At 59.4% G+C, this 20,981-nt stretch carries 15 protein-coding genes; 14 read left to right on the forward strand and 1 reads right to left on the reverse strand.

Going from position 1 to position 20,981, the window contains the following annotated elements; all coding sequences use genetic code 11:
* Positions 1-17: 17 nt before the first annotated feature.
* The 14 genes from Q7F16_RS26605 to Q7F16_RS26670 all read left to right on the forward strand — a co-directional run bounded on the left by Q7F16_RS26605 (position 18) and on the right by Q7F16_RS26670 (position 19,851).
* Complete coding sequence (locus Q7F16_RS26605) at positions 18-4,862, forward strand: RHS repeat-associated core domain-containing protein (RefSeq protein WP_409557463.1); 4,845 nt, start codon at positions 18-20, stop codon at positions 4,860-4,862.
* A 4-nt stretch (positions 4,863-4,866) separates the two neighbouring features.
* Positions 4,867-5,265, forward strand: coding sequence for a hypothetical protein (locus Q7F16_RS26610; protein WP_409557414.1), 399 nt, complete (start codon positions 4,867-4,869; stop codon positions 5,263-5,265).
* A gap of 619 nt (positions 5,266-5,884) precedes the next feature.
* On the forward strand, positions 5,885-7,138 hold the full coding sequence (locus Q7F16_RS26615; RefSeq protein ID WP_367860418.1) for a cystathionine gamma-synthase family protein: 1,254 nt from the start codon (positions 5,885-5,887) through the stop codon (positions 7,136-7,138).
* A gap of 134 nt (positions 7,139-7,272) precedes the next feature.
* A complete protein-coding gene (locus Q7F16_RS26620) occupies positions 7,273-8,703 on the forward strand; it encodes an amino acid permease (protein ID WP_041476165.1) in 1,431 nt (476 codons plus the stop codon).
* Positions 8,704-8,761: 58 nt separating this feature from the next.
* On the forward strand, positions 8,762-9,646 hold the full coding sequence (locus Q7F16_RS26625) for a LysR substrate-binding domain-containing protein (protein WP_003205954.1): 885 nt from the start codon (positions 8,762-8,764) through the stop codon (positions 9,644-9,646).
* Positions 9,647-9,666: 20 nt separating this feature from the next.
* Positions 9,667-11,031 carry a threonine synthase gene (thrC, locus tag Q7F16_RS26630; RefSeq protein ID WP_409557413.1) on the forward strand — a complete coding sequence of 455 codons (1,365 nt, stop codon included), beginning with the start codon at positions 9,667-9,669 and terminating at the stop codon, positions 11,029-11,031.
* Positions 11,032-11,042: 11 nt separating this feature from the next.
* Complete coding sequence (locus Q7F16_RS26635; protein ID WP_057452280.1) at positions 11,043-11,480, forward strand: Lrp/AsnC family transcriptional regulator; 438 nt, start codon at positions 11,043-11,045, stop codon at positions 11,478-11,480.
* Between the two features lie 339 nt (positions 11,481-11,819).
* Positions 11,820-12,878 carry a homoserine dehydrogenase gene (locus tag Q7F16_RS26640; RefSeq protein WP_409557359.1) on the forward strand — a complete coding sequence of 353 codons (1,059 nt, stop codon included), beginning with the start codon at positions 11,820-11,822 and terminating at the stop codon, positions 12,876-12,878.
* Positions 12,875-14,287: an aldehyde dehydrogenase family protein gene (locus tag Q7F16_RS26645; protein WP_409557358.1), complete on the forward strand. Its 1,413-nt coding sequence runs from the start codon at positions 12,875-12,877 to the stop codon at positions 14,285-14,287. The genes Q7F16_RS26640 and Q7F16_RS26645 overlap by 4 nt, the downstream gene beginning before the upstream one ends.
* Positions 14,288-14,515: 228 nt before the next feature.
* The gene (locus Q7F16_RS26650; protein ID WP_409557357.1) at positions 14,516-15,520 is read left to right on the forward strand and encodes a hypothetical protein; all 1,005 of its coding nucleotides are present in this window, start codon (positions 14,516-14,518) and stop codon (positions 15,518-15,520) included.
* 582 nt (positions 15,521-16,102) lie between these two features.
* Positions 16,103-17,377: a glycoside hydrolase family 68 protein gene (locus tag Q7F16_RS26655; RefSeq protein WP_409557356.1), complete on the forward strand. Its 1,275-nt coding sequence runs from the start codon at positions 16,103-16,105 to the stop codon at positions 17,375-17,377.
* A gap of 595 nt (positions 17,378-17,972) precedes the next feature.
* Complete coding sequence (locus Q7F16_RS26660) at positions 17,973-18,332, forward strand: DUF6124 family protein (RefSeq protein WP_409557355.1); 360 nt, start codon at positions 17,973-17,975, stop codon at positions 18,330-18,332.
* 178 nt (positions 18,333-18,510) lie between these two features.
* Positions 18,511-19,086 carry a hypothetical protein gene (locus Q7F16_RS26665; RefSeq protein ID WP_046065532.1) on the forward strand — a complete coding sequence of 192 codons (576 nt, stop codon included), beginning with the start codon at positions 18,511-18,513 and terminating at the stop codon, positions 19,084-19,086.
* A 405-nt stretch (positions 19,087-19,491) separates the two neighbouring features.
* Positions 19,492-19,851 carry a DUF6124 family protein gene (locus Q7F16_RS26670; RefSeq protein ID WP_053188468.1) on the forward strand — a complete coding sequence of 120 codons (360 nt, stop codon included), beginning with the start codon at positions 19,492-19,494 and terminating at the stop codon, positions 19,849-19,851.
* A gap of 166 nt (positions 19,852-20,017) precedes the next feature.
* Here Q7F16_RS26670 and Q7F16_RS26675 read toward each other — a convergent pair whose 3' ends face one another.
* Entirely contained in the window at positions 20,018-20,929 is a 912-nt protein-coding gene (locus Q7F16_RS26675; RefSeq protein WP_409557354.1) for a restriction endonuclease, read from the reverse strand.
* Positions 20,930-20,981: the final 52 nt, after the last annotated feature.

The raw sequence follows: 20,981 nt of genomic DNA on the forward strand, positions 1-20,981 counted from the left end.
CGCCGCGAGCTGCCTGCATGAAGTTCCCTGACAAGATCCCGTCATTAACCGGCGCCATCGGTTCGCTGGTCTTGGCCGCCATGAACTCGCCCGATGTCGAGGAAGTACTGCAGGACTTTCGCCGCTGCCTGGGCGACTACGACAGTTGGGCGGAAAGATTCTGGACCAATCGGACGCTGGACATTAAGCAGGTGTTTAAAGTTGGCCAGGAGGTGTCGCTCGCACCCGCGAAGGACGATGGCAAGCAGGTCAGCGCCGTGGTGGCGAGGTGTCCGGCACAAGGCCCGCTGACGCTGGTGCACATGTTCCAAGCCTCGCGTTTCGTGCCGATCGGCGACTCACCAGTGGTGTTGGAACCGATCACTAAAGACGAGTGGGGGAAGGAAATCTTTGGCGATCCGATCCCTCATGTCATTGGCCCCAGCGGCATTTTGGAAATATCCGAATGCGACCGCGGCCAGCGTTACCGCATCAGTTTCTTTCCAAATATCACGAGCGATCATGTCGAGGCGCTATACGCGTCCTACCAGCGCGAGATCGTCGAGCTCGAAGGTTGGCTGAAAGCGGAATGGAACGAGTTTCAACCGTTGTGGAAGGCGTCTTCCGAGAGCGGTTTTGTAAAGCGCTTCAACGCATTGCAGGACGCCCAGCTACGTGGCTTTGAAAACGCCCTGTTTGGGCTATGGGACGACGTAAAACAGGTCTTCGATCTGTTGGCGGATCTACAGGCCAACAGTGAAAAACTGCTGGAATACCTCACCGAGACTGAGCTTGAGCAACTGCTGAAAGCCTCATCGGAGGCAATTGCCAAAGGCCTGATGATCCTCAGCGACGAGCCCTTGCTCTTCGTCTACACCGCGGCGTTCATCGGTTGGCTGCGGATGCTGCCGCCGCAGTACCTGGCCGAACTCCTGGGGGAAATGCGCGCCTCGATTTTGATCAACTTCCTCTTGGCGCGTGTGACCGGTGGGCTGGGCGTTGGGCTTCGTATGAGCGGCAAAGTGTTGCGCCATGTCCGCTCGGAACGCGCCCGCGAGTGGTTGCAGGCATCGAGCCAGCGTTTGGGCCAACTTGGCGGCGACAGCCTCAACAAACATGCCGATGTACTGAAGCCAGTAGTAATCGCCGGTCAAGGACCGTCGGTGGGGCCGGCGCCTGTCAGACCGTTACAGATCGCCACTGGGGATTCCGCGCCGCTATCGGTCAGCAACCCGGCTCCGATCGTGCGGGAAAAATCCCAGGCATCTACGCGACTGAGTAAATACGAACCCCACGACGACGCCCCCACCCAATCGAAAAACCCCAACGGCGACCCCGCCGACACCGCGTCCCAGACCCAGACCAGCGGCTGCCCGGTGTCGATGGTCACCGGCGAAGAACTGCTGACCCTCGACGATGGCACCCTCGATGGCCGCTTGCCGTTCGTCTTCACCCGTTTGTACCGCACCAGCGCCGCCGACCTGGACGTCGGCCTCGGCCGCGGTTGGAGCCATGCCCTGGCCCATCGCTTGGAACTCAAGGGCGAGCAGGTCACCTGGGTCGACCAGGAAAACCGCCGCACGACCTTTCCGCTGCCCAGCGCCCAGCGTCCGGCGATTCACAACAGCCTGGCCCGCGCGGCGATCTACCTGGGGGCCGAGGCGGACGAACTGATCGTTGCCCAACCCGGCGAAAACGCTCCATTCCTGCACTTTCGCGACGGCCACCTGAGCGCCCTCAGCGACCGCTACGACAACCGCCTGACCCTCCAGCGCAACATCCATGGCGACATCTGCCGCCTGGACAACGGCGCCGGGCGCGCCCTGCGCCTGCGTTACGAGCAGCGCCACCTGATCGCCGTCGATTACCAGAGCTTCCATCCCGCTATCACCCTCGACGAAGCCTGGCGGACCGAACAGACGCTGGTGTCCTACCGCTACGACGGACGTTTGCGACTGATCGAAGCGACCAATGCCGCCGGTGAAAGCGAACGCTACGACTACGACGACCAGCACGTCATCCTCCAGCGGCAACTGGCCGGTGGAGCGAGTTTTTATTGGGAGTGGCAAGGCCTCGGGCCGGCGTCTCGCTGCGTACGGCATTGGGCCTCGTTTGCACAGATGGACAGCCGCTACACCTGGGGCGAAGACGGCAGCGTCACGGTCCGGCACCTGGATGGCAGCCAGGAGGTGTATGTCCACGACGACCGGGCGCGGCTGGTGCGCAAGGTCGAGCCCGACGGCGGCGAGCACCTCAAGGCCTACGACGAACAAGGTCGCTTGATCGCCGAGCAGGACCCGCTGGGCGCCGTGACCGAATACCGCTACGACGACGTCGGACGGCTGGTGGCGTTGCTTCCCCCGGACGAAACGCCGACGTCCTACGAATACCGCAACGGTTTCCTGCACACCCGTGCGCGCGGCAAGGCCGTGTGGAGCTACCGGCGCAATGCCCGCGGCGACGTGATCGTCCTCATCGACCCGGACGGCCGGCGCACGGAATATGCCTACGACGTCCACGGACAACTGCTGGCGACGTATGACCCGGATGGCGCTGAACATCGCTTCACCTGGAGTCGCCTGGGCCAACTGACCGAAGAGATCCTGCCCGACGGCAGTCGCCGGTGTTTTTCCTACGACGCCCTGGGACGTTTGCTCAGCCGCCAGGACGAACACGGCGCGCTCACGCACTACCAATGGGACGCCGTCGGCCGCCTGCTGCAGGTGACCTTGCCTAACGGTGCCACCCGAACCTGGCGCTACAACGCCTACGGCAAGGTCACCGCCGAGTGCGATGAACAAGGGCGGGTCACCCGCTACGAATACGCCGACGACCTGCACCTGGTCAGCCGCCGCCTGAACCCCGACGGCAGCGAGCTGAAGTACCGCTACGACTCGGCGCGGCTGTTGCTGACCGAGATCGAAAACGAATCCGGCGAAAAGTATCAGCTGGACTACACGCCCAACGGCTTGATCCGACAGCAAGTCGGCTTCGACGGCCAACGCACCGCCTACGCCTATGACCTCAATGGCCACCTGCTGGAAAAAACCGAGCACGGCGAGGACGGTTCGCAACGGCTCACCCAGTACCGGCGCGACGCGGCCGGGCGGCTGCGGGTCAAGACCTTGCCCGACGGCCAGGCCATCGAGTACCGCTACGACGAACTGGGCCGGCTGGTCCACGTCAACGACGGCAGCAATCATCCGCTGGCCTTCGAATACGACGCCCAGGATCGGCTGGTCTGCGAGCACCAGGGCTGGGGCACCCTGCGTTATCGCTACGACGCTTGCGGACGCCTCAATCACCTGCGCCTGCCGGACGACAGCCAACTCGACTACCACCATGCCCCGGGCGGCGTACTGACCGCCATCGACCTCAACGGCTCGCGCCTGACCGAACACCGCTTTGTCGGCGGTCGCGAACGGCAACGTCAGCAAGGCCGGCTGCTCAGTGACTACACGTACGACGAACAGGGCCGCCTCAAGGCCCACACCGTATGGCAGAACCAACAGCAGCAACTGTTCTGGCGCGATTATGCCTACAGCGCCAAGGGCAACTTGCAGAACCTTTCCGACAACCGAAACCGCCGCAGCTACCAGTACGACCCGCTGGATCGCCTGACCCGCATCGACTTTTCCCACAGCGAACCGCCGGAACACTTCTGCCACGACCCGGCCGGCAACCTGATGATGCAGGACCGCCCCGGCCCGACCACCCTCAAGGGCAACCGCCTGCTGAAGGAGGGCGACCGCCACTACGACTACGACGCCTTCGGCAACCTGATCCGCGAACGCCGCGGCCAGGCCCTGGTCAGCACCTACCGCTACGACAGCCAGCACCACCTGATCGCCGTCACCACGGCGGATGGGCGTGAAACGTCCTACCGCTACGACGCCTTTGGCCGACGCATCAGCAAGACCGTGGATGGCCTGACCACGGAGTTTTTCTGGCAGGGCGACCAGGTCGTCGCCGAAAACAGCCCGCGCCACCACCGCAGCTACGTCTACGAACCCGGCACCTTCCGCCCACTGGCGATGCTTGATGGCGAAGGCCCGGAAAAAGCCACGCCGTTCTACTACCACCTCGACCACCTGGGCACGCCCCAGGAACTGACCGACCCCACCGGCCAGATCGTCTGGTCGGCGCGCTACAACGGCTACGGCAAACTCACCGAACTCCAGCACGGCGACGGCGAACAGATTGAGCAACCGTTGCGCTTCCAAGGCCAATACTTCGACCCCGAAAGCGGCCTGCACTACAACCGGCACCGCTACTACAATCCCGAGACTGGCCGCTATTTGACGCCTGACCCGAGCAAGTTGGCGGGTGGGCTAAATGGGTACCGGTACACCCTGAACCCGACGGGGTGGGTGGATCCGTTGGGGTTGGTGGATTGTCCGGGGAAGGGTGGGTGTAGGTCGGCGGTTGGGGAGCAGGATCCGGCGGTTAAGGTTGGGGTGGATGAGGGGGAGTCGAAGCTCCCTCAAGCCAAGCCAAAAGATATCTATACCTATCGAGGTGACTCACGAGAGCCTTGGGAAATATTTGAGGCAGGATTCGAACCGTTAGGATTTAGTACCGATCTATTTTTGCATGCTAAAGATAATCGAAGTCCACCTAGTATTTATGTAAGTACAACTACTTCAAAGGCAGAGGCAATAAAGTTCGCAACTGGTTTTGGGCTTGAGTCAGGATATGTGTACGTGTTGAAAAATGTGCCGGGTATTGATGTGAATAAAAAACTGGGTTTGATGTCACCGCATAAAAAGGAAGTTGAAATAGCTGTGCCTGGAGGGGTTGATAGGAAAGATATAGTAGGGGCAACGCCAGTGAATGAAGATGGATCCTATGTAGGATACTCAATCCCCAATTTTGACAGGTGATGATATGGCTTCTAAAGAGGTGGTAATTGAAATTGATGGCGTCCTTAAAAAAGCGATTTTTAAGTGTGATCGAAAAATTATGGCGATGACCGTAACGATGCCAGATGGAATAGAAAGAAGTTACACGGCGGCGGATTTGTATTTGTGCCTAGGGATGGTTCGGAAAGATTTTCCGGATGTGAGTTTTTTATGCAAGGGAGCCAAAATCAATGTGCATCCCTCGCGAATGTCTTCGCAAATGGCTGGCGGTGTAGTTGCTTATGAAGTCCGTTGGGGAGAGACAGCGGATGAAAGTGACATAGTCAATATTTTTGATTATGAAGATAAGGATTTAACCAACGATATTGCAGAGCAGGTTGAATACCATCGACGGTGGTTGCAATCGTTTAACGCTGGTCCTTGATCGTTCCCACGCTCCCGCGTGGGAATGCATCCCGTGACGCTCTGCGTCACATCCAGAAGCGGAACGCGGAGCGTCCCTGGCGACATTCCCACGCAGGAGCGTGGGAACGATCGATAACCTGTGGCGAGGGAGCTTGCTCCCGCTGGGCCGTGGTAGGAGCTGCCGAAGGCTGCGATCTTTTGATCCTGATCTTTCGCTTGATACTCAACTGGCTTTGGAAAGATCGCAGCCTCGCTTCGCTCGGCAGCTCCTACGGCGCAGCCGAGCGGGAGCAAGCTCCCTCGCCACGATGATTCACACAGCCTTTAAGTCAACGGTCGCCTGTAGAACAGGCGCTCACGCATTCCCGATGCCACCACAACTCCACTGTGGGAGCGAGCTTGCTCGCGATAACGGAGTGTCAGCCACTATCAATGTAACTGACCCGACGCCATCGCGAGCAAGCTCGCTCCCACAGGTTTATCAGTGACTTGCAGGTTGCTGCTTCGCCCCCAGCCATTAAAAAAACCACCCCTTTGGCACCGATAACATCGTTTCTCGGGCGCGCGGCTTTTCCCTATATTGGCCCTCAGATCCGGTGGATGGCTCAACGTCCACCCCCTCAGTGTGAGTAGCCTCAATGAACAATAAACCTGACAGCACAGGGCTTGATAATGCCGGCGCGGGAACCCGGGCGGTTTGGGGTGGGGAGCAAGTCAGGCACCCCTACAACGCCACGCAAACCCCCATCGTGGCCAGTGCCGCGTACGGTTACGACGACATCGACGTCTGGTACGACGTTGCGCTGGGCAAGGCCCCCGGTTTTATCTACAGCCGCATGAGCAACCCGACCGTCGAGACCCTCGAAGCCAAGATCCGCGAACTGGAAATGGCCGAGTCCGCCGTGGCCTTCAGCAGTGGCATGGCGGCGATCAGCAGTGTGCTCTACACCTTCCTGGCCCATGGCGATCGCGTGGTGTCGACCAAGGACAGTTACGGCGGCACCAACAAGATTTTCGAAGAGTTCCTGCCGCGCACCGGCGTGGCTGTGACCTTGTGCGAGACCTTCGATCACGACGACCTCGAGCGTGAAATCGCCAAGGGTTGCCGGGTGCTGTACCTGGAAACCCCCACCAACCCGACCCTGAAGATCCTCGACATCCCGCGCCTGGTGGCGGCGGCCAAGCGTGTTGGCGCCGTGGTGGTGGCCGATAACACCTTCGCCACGCCGCTGAACCAGAGCCCGCTGGCCCTGGGAGTGGACGTGGTGATTCATAGCGCGACCAAGTTCCTCAGCGGCCATGGCGATGTGCTCGGTGGCCTGGTGTGTGGCAGCGAAGCCTTGATGGCCCAGGTGCGGCATTACCGGGAAATCAACGGCGCGAGCCTCGACCCGTTCTCGGCCTACCTGATCATCCGTGGCATGAAGACCCTGGCGCTGCGCATGCGTCAGCAACAACACAGCGCCCGGGCCCTGGCCGAATTCCTCTGCACCGAACCGCTGGTGGAGGCGGTCAATTACCCGGGCTTGCCGAGTCACCCGAACCACGCCGTGGCCTGCGCGCAGATGTCCGGCTTCGGCGCCATCGTCAGTTTTGTCCTGGTCGGCGGCATGGACACGGTCAAGCTGCTGCTGCCACGCCTGCGCTTCGCCCATTGCGCCGGCAACCTGGGCGCGGTGGAAACCATCTACGGCCCGGCCCGCACCACCAGCCATGTCGAGAACACCTTGGAAGAGCGCCTGGCCCTGGGCATCTCCGAAGGCCTGGTGCGGGTTTCGGTCGGCATCGAAGACACGGACGATCTATTGGACGATCTGAAACAGGCCTTCGCCTTCGTCAAAAAGACCCTCAATCCGCAGCTCAATGAAGTCCACATCGAGACCGCAAACTGAAGTTTGAAAGTTGGTACCCCATAACAAGGCTGTGAATGGGGCGTTCATGAATAGGAATAATAATAAAAGCTCAGTGGCGCTTGTCTGACTCGCGCAGACGTAGATGCGCGCCCTGACATTTCATGAGAACAACCATGTCCATAACAGAACAACAAACGAGTACGCGGGCCGGCTTCAAGCAGGAAATGCAGACGCGCCATATCGTCATGCTGGCCTTGGGCGGCGTGATCGGCACCGGGCTGTTCCTGACCTCCGGCTACACCGTTAACCAGGCCGGCCCGATGGGGGCGGTGATCGCCTACATCATTGGCGCGCTCATGGTCTACATGGTGATGATGTGCCTCGGTGAGCTGGCGGTGCAGATGCCCGAAACCGGTTCGTTCAGCACCTACGCCACGCGCTTTCTCGGGCCGGGTACCGGTTACACCGTGGCCTGGTTGTATTGGCTGACGTGGACGGTGGCCATCGGTTCCGAATTCACCGCCGCCGGCATCCTCATGACCCGATGGTTCCCCGACACGCCGGTGTGGATCTGGAGCGCGCTGTTCGCCGGCGTGGTGTTCCTCACCAACGTGGTGTCGGTGCGTTTGTTCGCCGAGACCGAGTTCTGGCTGTCGTTGATCAAAGTGCTGACCGTGGTGGTGTTCCTGCTGATCGGCGGTGGCGCGATTCTCGGCCTGTTGAACATTGATCAGGCCCACAGCATCGGCTTGAGCAACTTCACCCGCGAGGGACTGTTTCCTACCGGCTTCATGCCCATCGCGATGACGCTGCTGGCGGTGTCCTTCGCGTTCTCCGGCACCGAACTGATCGGCATCGCCGCCGGTGAAACCAAGGACCCGCAACGCAATGTGCCACGCGCCATCCGCACCACGGTGCTGCGCCTGGCGGTGTTTTTCGTCGGGACCATTTTTGTCCTCGCGACGCTGCTGCCCCGCGAGCAAGCCGGTCTGGTGGAGAGCCCATTCGTCACCGTGTTCACCTACATCGGCATTCCGTACTCCGCCGACATCATGAACTTCGTGATCATCACCGCCCTGTTGTCGGCGGCCAACTCCGGGTTGTACGCCGCCTCGCGGATGCTCTGGACCCTCAGCGACCAAGGCCACCTGCCCAAGCAGTTCTCGGCCCTGACCCGCATGGGCACGCCGCTCAACGCGATCATCGTCAGCATGGCCGGCGGCGCGGCGTCGTTGCTCAGCAGCGTGTTTGCCGCCGACACCATCTACCTGGCGCTGGTGTCGATTTCCGGCCTGGCCGTGGTGGTGGTGTGGATGAGCATCGCCGCAAGCCAGATCGCTTTCCGCCGTCACTATGTGGCCAACGGCGGCGACATTCGCCACCTCAAGTTCCGCGTTCGCGGTTATCCGTGGGTGCCGCTGGGGGCGCTGGTGTGCTGCAGCCTGGCGTGCATCGGGATCGCTTTCGACCCTGAGCAGCGGGTGGCGCTGTACTTCGGCTTGCCGTTCATCGCCTGGTGTTACTTCGTGTATTACATTACCCGCAAAAGCCGCGAGCGACGCTTGTCGGTTGCCCTCGTGGCACAACCGTCCGACGCTTTCTAAGGCGCGTCGACGGGGCGGGCAAACGTGCCCGGTGCGTGGGGGTTAACGAGGTAAGACCATGAAGCAAAAAACGTTGCCCCCGTTGAACTGGCTGCGGGCGTTTGAAGTGTCCGCCCGCTGCCTGAACTTCACCCACGCCGCCGACGAATTATTCTTGACCCAGGGCGCGGTCAGCCAGCAGATCCGCCAATTGGAAAGTCACCTGGGCGTGGCGCTGTTCAAGCGCTTGCCCCGCGGCCTGGGTCTGACCGAGGAAGGCCAGGCCTACCTGCCGGTGGTACAGGACGCAATCACGCGACTGGCAGTGGGCACCAACGAAATTTTTGGCCAGCACAAACGCCGGCCAATCAAGGTGCGCGGCAGCCTGGCGTTTTTCGTGCACTGGCTGGCACCGAAACTGGTGGATTTTCGCCAGGCCCATCCCCACGTCGACATTCGCTACATCAGCAACATCTGGGTCAAGGAACTCGATGGCGAAGACGACATGGAAATTCGCTGGGGCCACGGCCAATGGCCCGGCCTGGTGTCGCAGCGCCTGACCTGGGACACCTTGTTCCCGGTGTGCTCGCCGGCCTTGATGGCGACGCTGAAAGTGCCGGCGGACGTGGCCAAGCATCCGTTGCTGCACGTGCTGGGCTACGAAGAGGGCTGGGGCTACTGGCTGAAAATGGTCGGTGCCGACTCGGTGGATTCCTCGACCGGCATGCAGTTCGACACGCTGGTCTGCACCCTGCGCATGGCTGAACTGGGGCAGGGCATCGCCCTGGCCCGGTCGTCGATGGTGAGTGACATGCTCGGCGACGGACGCCTGGTCGAACCCTTCGCCCAGCGCATCGAAGCCAGCGAATCGTTTTACCTGGTGCGCAGTTCCGGGGCTGAGCAGCACCCGGACGCGGCGCGGTTTTCCACCTGGCTGGTGGAGCAGGCGCATCGCTTTAAATGAACTGTTTTACGGAGTTGACCATGCGCTATGTGAGTACCCGAAATTCCGCCGTACAGGTCGATTTCGAAAAAGTCGTGCTGTCGGCCATCGCCGAGGATGGCGGCCTGTTTGTCCCCGTCACATTGCCGCACTTCGAACCCCAGGACATCGCCAACTGGTCGACCTTGTCCTACGACGAACTGGCCTATCGAGTAATGCGTCCGTTTGTGGGCGAGGCGATCCCCGAGGCTGACTTCAAGCGGGTGCTCAAGGAGGCCGGCAGCCAGTTCAGCCATCGCTCGCTGGCGCCGTTGCATCAGGTGGATCGCAATGAATGGGTCCTGGAATTGTTCCATGGGCCGACCCGCTCCTCGAAGGATTTTGCCGCGCAACTGCAGGCGCGGTTGGTGCAGTATTTCCTGCGCAAACGCGGGCGTCGCGCCGTGGTGATCGGCGTCACCAACGGCGACACCGGCCTGGCCGCCATCGAGGCTTTCAAACACTGCGACGAGACCGACGTGGTGGTGATTTATCCCGAGGCCGGCGTACCGCAAGACCAGCTTCAAGACCTGCAAGCGACGGCGCATCCGCGGGTTCATCAAGTGGCCGTCGATGGCAGTTTCGATGAATGCCAGACCTTGGTCAGCCAACTGTTCCGCCAGCATGAGGCGATCAGTTTCAACTCCAGCAACTGGGTCAGCGTCATGGCGCAGTTGGTGTTTTATTTCCACGCGGTGCTGCAACTGGGTGGCGGTCAGCGGCCCATCGGCTTCAGTGTGCCGGCGGCGAGTTTTGCCGAAGTCTATGCCGGCTACATCGCGCAGAAGATGGGCTTGCCGATCACGCAGATGATCGTCGCCACCAATCAGAATGACGCGCTGCATCAGTTCTTTTTGAAGAACCACTACTCGCGATTGCGCGCCAGCAAGACCCTGTCGCCGGCCATGGATTTGTCGATCTTTTCCAACCTGGAACGGTTTCTCTGGGAGCTCTATGGGCACGACGACCAGGCCGTGAGCGCGCTGATGCACACCTTCGAAACCCAGGGTGAAATGACCATCGCCAACGAGTTCTGGTTGCAGGCGCGGATGATCATCGACTCGTACGCGGTCAGCGATGAACAGACGCTGGAGGAAATTACGTCGCTGTATCGCGACACTGGTTACGTCATCGACCCACACACCGCCACCGGCGTGCTCGCGGCGCGCTTGTACCGGCGCAGCCTGGTGGCGCCGATGGTGACCTTGGGCGAGATATCGCCGGTCAAATCGGCGGTGTTGCTTGGTGAGTTGGGGATCCACATTGCGGCGCAACAACGCCCGGTTTCCGAGCATGGCCCGGCGCAGATTCGTCGCATCCAGCCGGACGACCTCGGTGCCCTCCATCAACTGCTCGGCGCCCTATAACTGGAGGCCCCATGAAGCGAATGCTCGATCCCCTCGACGAACGCATCATCGCCGAACTGCGCCTCAACGCCCGCGCCGCCCACGCTGAACTGGCGGCCAAGGTCAACCTCTCGCGCAACGCCGTACGCCAACGCATCGAACGCCTCGAACGCGACGGCGCGATCCAGGGCTACACGGTGCGCACCGGCGAGGGCGCGCACGCGTCGTCAAACATCAACGCGGTGATCTTCGTCTACCGCTACGACCGCATGCGCGGCGCCGAGGTATTGCAAGCGTTGCAGGCCATGCCGGAAGTGCTGCAGTGCGATGTGATGAGCGGCGAGTTTGATCTGATGCTGCGGGTCGGTGCGGCGAACCCGGAACGGGTGCACAAGGTGTGGAAAGAGATCTCGGCGTTGCCGGGGGTGGAGAACACCGTGACGTCGTTTGTGTTGTCGTCGGTGGTCTGAAGCCTCACCACTGGACCCTAGGCGCAGAACTACCTGTGGCGAGGGGATTTATCCCCGCTGGGCTGCGCAGCAGACCCAACCAGGTCGACCTCAATCAACCTGACCCACCGCGCTGGATGATCTGGGGCCGCTTCGCAGCCCAGCGGGGATAAATCCCCTCGCCACAAATGGACCTCACCAATCTGAGATATGAGTCGGGTTTTTCCCTACCCACCACTTTGCCCCCCCCCTGGTCAAAACGCCCAAAAAATAGAGCAAATTGCCATATTTCACTGCCACCCCCACCCCCCTAACCTAGATCCCAACAACCTCATCACCCGGATCAAGGACATAACAAAAATGACTGAATACAAACTGGCGCTGGTCGGCTTCGGCGGTGTGAACCGGGCATTGGCTCAACTGATTGCCGAGCGCAACCAGCAGTGGAAAACCGAACTCGGCTTCACCCTGAAAATCGTCGGCGTGACCGACCTGTTTCTCGGTTCGGTGATGGACCGTCACGGCCTCGACGCCGCATTGCTGGCCAAACTGCCAACCACCAAAGGCGCCATGGCCCAACTGCCCGGCGGCACCGTCGATGCCCTCAATGAAGCGGTGATCAAAGACTGCGGCGCCGACATCATCGCCGAAGCCACCTTCACCAATCCGGTGGACGGCGAGCCTGCCACCTCGTTCTGCCGCTGGGCCCTGGAGCGCGGCAAGCACGTGGTCACCACCAACAAAGGCCCCATCGCCCTGCACGGCGCCGAACTCAAAGCCCTGGCCCAGCGCAACAACGTCGCATTCGAATACGAAGGTTCGGTCATGAGCGGCACCCCCGTCATTCGCCTCGCCAAACAGTCCCTCGCCGGCAGCTCGATCACCGGTTTTGAAGGCATCCTCAACGGCACCTCCAACTTCGTCCTCACCTGCATGGAAGGCGGCCTCGGGTTTGCCGAAGCCGTCAGCCAGGCCCAAGCCTTGGGCTACGCCGAAGCCGACCCAACGGCAGACGTCGAAGGCCACGACGTGCGTCTGAAAGTGGTGATCCTCGCCAACGAACTTCTGGACGCCAAACTCACCGTCAGCGACGTCACCTGCAGCGGCATCTCCGCCCTCAGCCTCGCCGACATCGAAAAAGCCCGCCACGACGGCGCACGCTGGAAACTCATTGGCGCCGCCACGCGCCAGGCCGACGGCTCCATCAGCGCCAGCGTCGAACCGCGCCTGCTGAGCAACGACCACCCACTGGCGAGCATCAGCGGCGCCACCAACGCTGTGTCGTTCACCAGCGAACTGCTTGGCGCCGTCACCGTCTCCGGTCCTGGCGCAGGCCGCACCGAAACCGCCTTCGCACTGCTGTCGGACATCATCCACATCCACCAATCGGCAACCCGCAAACAGGAGCACACCCTGTGAACGTATCGCGCCTGGCCCTGGCGGTCGTCGAACCGCACATCGAAGTCCTCAACCCATTTGACGGCAGCGTCGTCGGCACCGTCGCCGACGTGTGCGCCTCAGAAGTCCCACACCTGCTCGAGACCGGACGCAGCGGCGCACGCGCCTGTGCCGCACTCCCGCGTCATCGCCGCGCCAGCATCCTCGAACAAGCGGCACTGAACATCGAACGCGACGCCAAGGCCTTCGCCCGGCTGATCGTCGACGAAGCCGGCAAGACCCTCAAACAGGCGGAAAAAGAAGTCAAACGCTGCGTCAACACCCTCAAGCTCTCCGCCGAAGAAGCCAAGCGCAATGCCGGCGAAATCGTACCGTTCGACGCCTACGAAGGCGCCGAATCGCGCCAGGGCTGGTTCACCCGCGAACCCCTGGGCCTGATCGTCGCCATCACCCCCTACAATGACCCGCTGAACCTGGTCGCCCACAAACTCGGCCCGGCCATCGCCGGCGGCAACGCGGTGATCCTCAAACCGTCCGAGCTGGCACCGTTGTCGGCCCTCAAACTGGTGTCGTACCTGGTCGCCGCCGGCCTGCCTGAAACCGTGGTCACCGTCGCCACCGGCGGCGCCGAACTGGGCAAAGCCCTGGTCGCCGCCCGCGACGTGCGGATGATCTCCTTCACCGGCGGCTTCGTCACCGGCGAACAAATCGCCCGCACTGCCGGCCTGAAAAAACTCGCCATGGACCTCGGCGGCAACGCCCCCGTCATCGTCATGGGCGACTGCAACCTCGACGCCGCCGTCGACAGCTGCGTCTCCGGCGCCTTCTGGGCCGCCGGGCAAAATTGCATCGGCACCCAACGCCTGCTCATCCACGCACCGATCTACGAAGCCTTCCGCGAACGCTTCGTCAACCAGGCCCAAGCCCTCGTCGTCGGCAACCCACTGCTCGCCAACACCGACATCGGCCCGATGATCACCCAACAAGCCGCGCAAAACGCCGAACAGGTCGTCAACGAAGCCCTGCAACAAGGCGCCACCTTACTCTGCGGCCACCGCCGCCAAGGCACCTGCTACGCCGCCACCGTCCTGGAAAACGTCGATCACTCCAGCCGACTCTGGCGCAACGAAGCCTTCGCGCCTGTGGTGGTGTTGCAGCCGTTCGACACGTTTGATGAGGCCATTGCGTTGGCTAACGAACCTGAATACGCGCTTCACGCTGGGATCTTCACCAACGACCTCAACACCGCGATGAGCGCTGCGCGGCGGATCGAAGCGGGGGGTGTGATGATCAATGATTCGTCGGATTTCCGGTTTGATGCGATGCCGTTTGGCGGTTCCAAGTACGGCAGTTTGGGCAGGGAAGGGGTGCGCTTCGCGTATGAGGAAATGACCCAGCCGAAGGTGGTTTGTTTGAATACGTTGGGGTGATGGGGCAGGTCGTTGGCGTCGGGCAGTTTGGTCACCTGCCCGATTTTTTTTGCGGCATCCAAAAGAGCCTCGACTCTTGCGTTTCACAAATATTTTTCAGGGGCTGTCGGCCAAATCGTCCTGGCTCATCTAAGCTGAATTTTCCTGGAATATGCGCCAAGTGCCTTCTCACACGAATGCGGCCAACCCGGCTTGCGGCACCGCTCAGCAGCCAGGCGGGAGGAAAGGATGCCGAACGTGCTGGTGGTGGTCTGGGACTTCGATACACGCAGATTAAGAGTCCCCGTCGAGAATAGCCTTCTCTGCATACAGCTTAGAATCGGGGCTTTGCTGTACATGGCGAGAACTGCCTTCGCCAAACATATCGATCGACATCAACTGGATTATTGTCTTGTCGTTGCCCCCGAGTATCTTTTCTCCAAGGAAATGCCTGTCTCGTTTATTTCGGAGGAAGAAAAAGAAATCATCCGTGCAACATTGATAGATATTTCAAAGATAAATCCATGGCTGATACTGGTCCCAGGCACGACGCTTTGGTTCAAGTCAATGTTGCGTCCAGATTCCAGGAAGCTGAAAAGGGGAACCCAGCAGTTGAAATCATGGGGGCAGGCCAGAAATATCAACAAGGCAAAATATGGTGCGGAAATAGATGCGGTTGTGAATGAAATCCCGGAGCGGGACCGCATGAACAAAGGGGTTTATGGCGATTATGCAAAGGCTACGAAGGAGCGGATCGCAAAAATCGAAACAGATGGTTCAGAAGCCGGCAGCGGAATCGTTAGAAATACAGGCTTCATCATTTGGAATGGAAACGTTTTTTACCAGCATAAACGTTACCCCAACATAGGAAACGATGGGCTGGAAGAACTGAATGACGCGCAGTTCTGGGAAGATAAGATATTCATGCCGGGCAGTTATCGGGAAACCCCAGCGATCCATGGGCTGCAAATGGCTTTGGAAATATGCGCAGAACATTTCATTGGCGCGACGGTTCTGCATAAGAACAACGTCCTGGATTTCCATATCCTGATCTCGGCCAGTATTGTTCTCGATAAAGGTCGTGTAGGCGTAAAGCATGGGGGGTATGTGGTTCATGCAGATTCAGAGGGCAGTGCAGTTTACCGGCGCGAAGGCATGAACCTGATTCAACTCCAAGCCATTGATGAAACCGAAATAGGCTTGTTGGGTGTTGAAGCCGGTCGCGTCAGGAGTTTTGTTTGCGCGTTTGCCTAGACCAAGCCTGACCTCGATGTGTGAAATCCAGAGCCGCGCTTACCCCGGGTATTGAGTGACTGAGCGTTCGTGACCCACCGCCATAACAGGCATTTCGCAGCTCCCACTGTGGGAGCGAGCTTGCTCGCGATAGCGGCACACCAGTCAACATCAAAACCACTGACTCACCACCTCGCAAGCAGCTCACCACGTCCCGCTTCCCTTCATGCCGCCGACGGCGACAAATCTAAACCCCGTGTGGCTTCCCACCCTGCATTGGCCTTTGCGCAGAACGCGCAGGCTCAGTTGACCAATCCCTCTATGCATTGCTTTCGCCCGGTGCCCCGTTACGCGCGCTTTCCATCGAGTAGCGTTCAGAGCACCGACCGTGCAGGCAACGTCGTCGATCTCCACATGAACTAACTTCTGCAAACGTTCACAGCTGAAACGTATCAGCTCAAAGAAAAAATCAAATTATGCACAAATGCATTTTTATGCTTGACCCGCATGCATAAGCCCCTATAAGGTGGCTTCACTGTATGCACATACAGTATTTCTAAAGCGTCATTTATTTGAATCCATTCATGGACGAGGTATTACCTTATGAAAACCACCACTGAAAAATTCGGTGCAACCCCCCATCAACCCAGCCTCTGGACCCGCGCCGACGCGTTGAAAGTCCGGGCAGATGATCCCACCACCACCCAGCCGCTGGTCAGCGCGGATTTCCCGGTACTGAACAACGACGTGTTCATCTGGGACACCATGCCCCTGCGCGACTTGGACGGTAACGTGACGTCCGTCGATGGCTGGTCGGTAATCTTTACCCTGACTGCCGATCGTCATCCAAACGACCCGCAGTACCTCGACGAGGACGGTAACTACGACATCCTCCGCGATTGGAACGATCGTCACGGTCGGGCAAAGATGTACTACTGGTTCTCTCGTACCGGCAAGAACTGGGAATTCGGTGGCCGCGTGATGGCCGAAGGCGTTTCGCCGACCGCTCGCGAATGGGCCGGTACGCCGATCCTGTTGAACGACCGAGGTGAAGTAGACCTGTATTACACCGCCGTCACCCCAGGCGCGACCATCGTCAAGGTGCGCGGTCGGGTAGTGACCACTGAACATGGTGTCAGCATGGTCGGCTTCGAGAAGGTCAAGCCGCTGTTCGAGGCCGACGGCAACATGTATCAGACCGAAGCACAAAACGCGTTCTGGGGTTTCCGCGACCCATGGCCTTTCCGCGACCCGAAAGATGGCAAGCTGTACATGCTGTTCGAGGGCAACGTGGCCGGTGAGCGCGGCTCGCACAAAGTAGGCGAGGCAGAAATCGGCGATGTGCCGCCGGGTTATGAAGAGGTCGGCAACTCGCGCTTCCAGACCGCCTGCGTCGGCATCGCCGCGGCCCGCGACGCGGACGGTGACGACTGGGAAATGCTGCCGCCACTGCTGACCGCCGTCGGGGTAAACGACCAGACCGAGCGCCCGCACTTCGTGTTCCAGGATGGCAAGTACTACCTGTTCACGATTAGCCATACCTTCACCTATGCCGACGGTGTAACCGGCCCGGACGGGGTGTACGGTTTTGTCGCGGACTCGCTGTTCGGCCCTTACGTGCCGCTGAACGGTTCCGGCCTGGTGCTGGGCAACCCGTCCTCGCAGCCATTCCAGACCTACTCGCACTATGTAATGCCAAACGGCCTGGTGACCTCCTTCATCGACAGCGTACCGACCGACGAAACCGGCACGCAGATTCGTGTCGGTGGCACCGAGGCGCCCACGGTGGGCATGAAAATAAAAGGGCTGCAGACGTTCGTGGTGGCCGAGTACGACTACGGTTACATCCCGCCGATGCTCGACGTCACACTCAAGTAATAGCAACACCGGGGTTTCAGGCAGCGGGTTTGCGGTCGATGACAAAACCGTCGTGGATATGATCGAGATATCCCGCCTGATTCATTGCGACATTGCTCGCAAGCCCCATTGAACAACGCGTCGTAACCCTCTTCGCGACTGGCTGCAAGGATGCAGCCGGTCGCGAATGCATTCCCCAGCGACATACGTACACAAGCTCCCCTGTGGGAGCGAGCTTGCTCGCGATAGCGGTGCATCAGCCACATTCCAGCCAGCTGTTTATCGTGACTCCACGAGACCAGCCACGACCGACATCGCCTTGCGCCATTGCCTACAACTACGCCAGAATCCGCCGGCTTGTGCGTTTTGGGGCCCGTCGGTAGTTTGAATCCTGTCACTGAGCATCAGTGATCGGGTTTAGTCGCCCGTCTCAACCTAAGGCGTACCAAGTCCCGTCGGACAGGCTGTGCTGTTCCTGTATTGATGGTGGCTGTGCGCAGGGCGCCCTCGGGCGCGCCGGGATTCTTAGGTTCACCGGTCGACTAACCTGCGCACAGCTGCCGCCCTCTCGTTTAGTCGCGAGGTGGTTGCAGCATCACTTAAGGAACCTAAGTCGATGGCAAAAATTACACCGAACCCTCCGACCACAGATGAGCATGTGTCTCGCGCTCAGTCTGCTCGTAACAATAAGCTTGATGACGCTGCCAACCGGGCGTTGGATTACTACCTGAAGCCTGCGCCGAAGGAGGAAACGTCTGACAAATCCAACACCATCTTCCGTATCGCACCTGATGTTGATTCGGAATGTCTGCTTGCCAATCTCAGTGAGAACCTGGCTTCTGCCAATGCCATGATCAGTGATTTGGCGTTTGGCCTTGAGGGATCACGACGGCATTTTGCGTTGGGGATCTTGCAGGTGATTGAGGTGAGTGAGCTGCTGGCTAATCGGGCTTTGGATATTGTTGAAGTGAGGTAACAAGGGGCCGCGCTTACCCCGGCGTATGAATAAAAGGTCTTGCATGGCAAGGCCTTTTTTGTTGCTGGTAGCCCGACAGCGGCCAGCCACGACACATGATCGATTGTGATGATTGCCCTCAATATTTCGCCCGGCAGGTCGTTAGCCTTATCTGTTCACCCTTATCAAGGAAGCAGCCGTGTCCGAAAATGTTTACGCACCACCTTTGGCTCCATTGGATACCTTCGTTGAACAGCCATACGAATTCTATGTGGTCTCACCGGCAAAGCTTCTGACACTGGCGATTCTGACGTTTGGCTTCTATTTCTATTACTGGTCATACAAAAACTGGAGCCTGTACAAGCAATCCACCCAGGCAGATATCTGGCCGTGGGCTCGCGGCCTGTTGTGCATATTTTTCATTCACCAACTGTATCGGCGCGCGAATGAGAAAATTCGTGGCAGTGGTCGTACGTATGAGTGGGACTATGAGCAGTGGGCAACCGTATTCGTTGTGCTGACGGTCGGTGCCAATCTGTTGGATGCAGTGGCGAAGCGCGTCGATGGCTTCGAGTTTCTGATGGGATGGTTACTGTTGGCGATTCCACTGCGAGCCTATGTGGTGAGCCGGGGCCAACCGATGATCAACTTCGCCGCCAACGACCCTCAGGCGCTGAGCAATTCGCGCTTCACCGCCTGGAATTATCTGGCCATGGTGCCCGGAGTGCTGCTTTGGGCACTGGCAATGCTTGGCGTCTGGACTATCTACCGTTAAATCGATTGGGAGTGGGGGACGCTCAGCCGAAGTGGTTCGTTTGAATACGTTAGGGGAAAACGGCGGGATGTTTATTGGGGCACGTGGGATTTGGGAGGGGCTGACATCGCCTTGCGCCATTGCCTACAACTACGCCAGAATCCGCCGGCTTGTGCGCCCTTGGCCGCGTCGGTAGCTTTGATCCTGTCACTGCCCATCAGTGATCGGGTTTAGCAGCCCGTCGAGTTGAGTCGCATCAAGCTTCATCAGTCAGGTATTCCCATCCCTGCATTTGATGGTGGCTGTGCGTGGGGCGCCCTCGGGCGCGCCGATTTCTTAACTCGTCGGTCTGCTAACCCGCGCACAGCTGCCACCCACTCGTTTAGCAGCGAGAGGGTTGTGGCCTCACCAAAGAGAGTTAAGGCTATGGTCAAAATTACACCGAATCCTCCGACTGCAGATGAGCATGTGTCTCGCGCTCAGTCTGCTCGTAACAACAAGCTTGATGACGCTGCCAACCGGGCTTTGGATTATTACCTAAAGCCTACGCCCGATAAGGAAGCGTCTGACAAACCTAACACCATCTTCCGTATCGCACCGGATGTTGATTCGGAGTGTCTGCTTGCCAATCTCAGTGAGAACCTGGCTTCGGCCAATGCCATGATCAGTGATTTGGCGTTTGGTCTTGAGGGATCGCGACGGCATTTTGCGTTGGGGATTTTGCAGGTGATTGAGGTGAGTGAGCTATTGGCGAATCGGGCTTTGGATATTGTTGAGGTGAGGTAGCAAGGGGCCGCGCTTACCCCAGGTATGAAAAAAGGTCTTGCTAGGCAAGACCTTTTTGTATCCCGCGAGTCCCGAAGCGACGAGCGCCAAAATTGTCCACAACCTGTTGGACAATTGTCCACGTCAGCAGACATCAGTGGGTGCGGTGAGCGGCAAGCCAGCTGGGTCAATCTTCCACGAAGTAATCGCTATCCAAATGCTTCACTTCGTAAACCTGTTTGACGTTGCAACCGAGATTGTTTTCGACCATCAGCCGCGCCAGCTCCAACCCATCGATCAAGACCACTTTGATATCCAGGCTCATGGCGGCCTCGCGGGCTCCATTGGAAAAGTCCGAAGTAGTAATGAACACACCTTTGCGAGCGCGTTGGCGGGTGAGGGCGCCTATGAACTTGTCGATTTCCGGGCGGTGTACGGTGTAGGTCCAACGCTTGGCTTGCAGGTAGATGACGTCCAGGCCGAGCTTGTCTTCTTTGATGATTCCGTCGATGCCGTCGTCGTTGGTTTGTTGCGTCGCTCGACCTGCTTCCTTACGTGAACCACCGTAGCCCATGGCGATCATCAGATCGACTACCAGTTGCTCGAAAAAAGTTGGTGAAGCTGCACGCACCAGGACTAGCAGTTCATCCGCCAATGATTGCGTCAGCGCCTGGTGTGCGGCGGCCAGTTGCTCGTCGGGAGTAGCTTGTTCGACCGGTTCGCTCTGTAAGGCTAACGCTGGGTCATCGGCGGGACTGGTCGTATGGAACGCGGCGAATTCAGGGTATTGCTTGAGCCACCTAACGGTAATACGTGCCGGCCCGCTGTTCAGCGCTTCTCGACCGCGTTCGGTGATTTGCACCAGTCCCTTTGCCGGAATGCTCAGCAGCCCCGCCTTATTCAGATAGGTGCGCGCCCAACCGACTCGATTGTTAATGACCGTTTGCTTGCCGGAAGGTAGGCGTTCGCTGCGCTCCTCCTCGCTGAGCTGAAACTCGTTGGCGATGCGCTCGCGAAGTTCGCTCAATGCCAGCGGTGTGCCGTCGGCAACGGTGGCCAGCGTCGGCCGCATGACGCTCTGAAAATCTGGGATGGGCATGATTAACTTCCTGTTGGTTGCCGAGGGACGTATACAAAGGTGCAGATTTGGA

The sequence above is a fragment of the Pseudomonas sp. Lb2C2 genome (assembly GCF_052112205.1).
Classification (GTDB): domain Bacteria; phylum Pseudomonadota; class Gammaproteobacteria; order Pseudomonadales; family Pseudomonadaceae; genus Aquipseudomonas; species Aquipseudomonas kilonensis.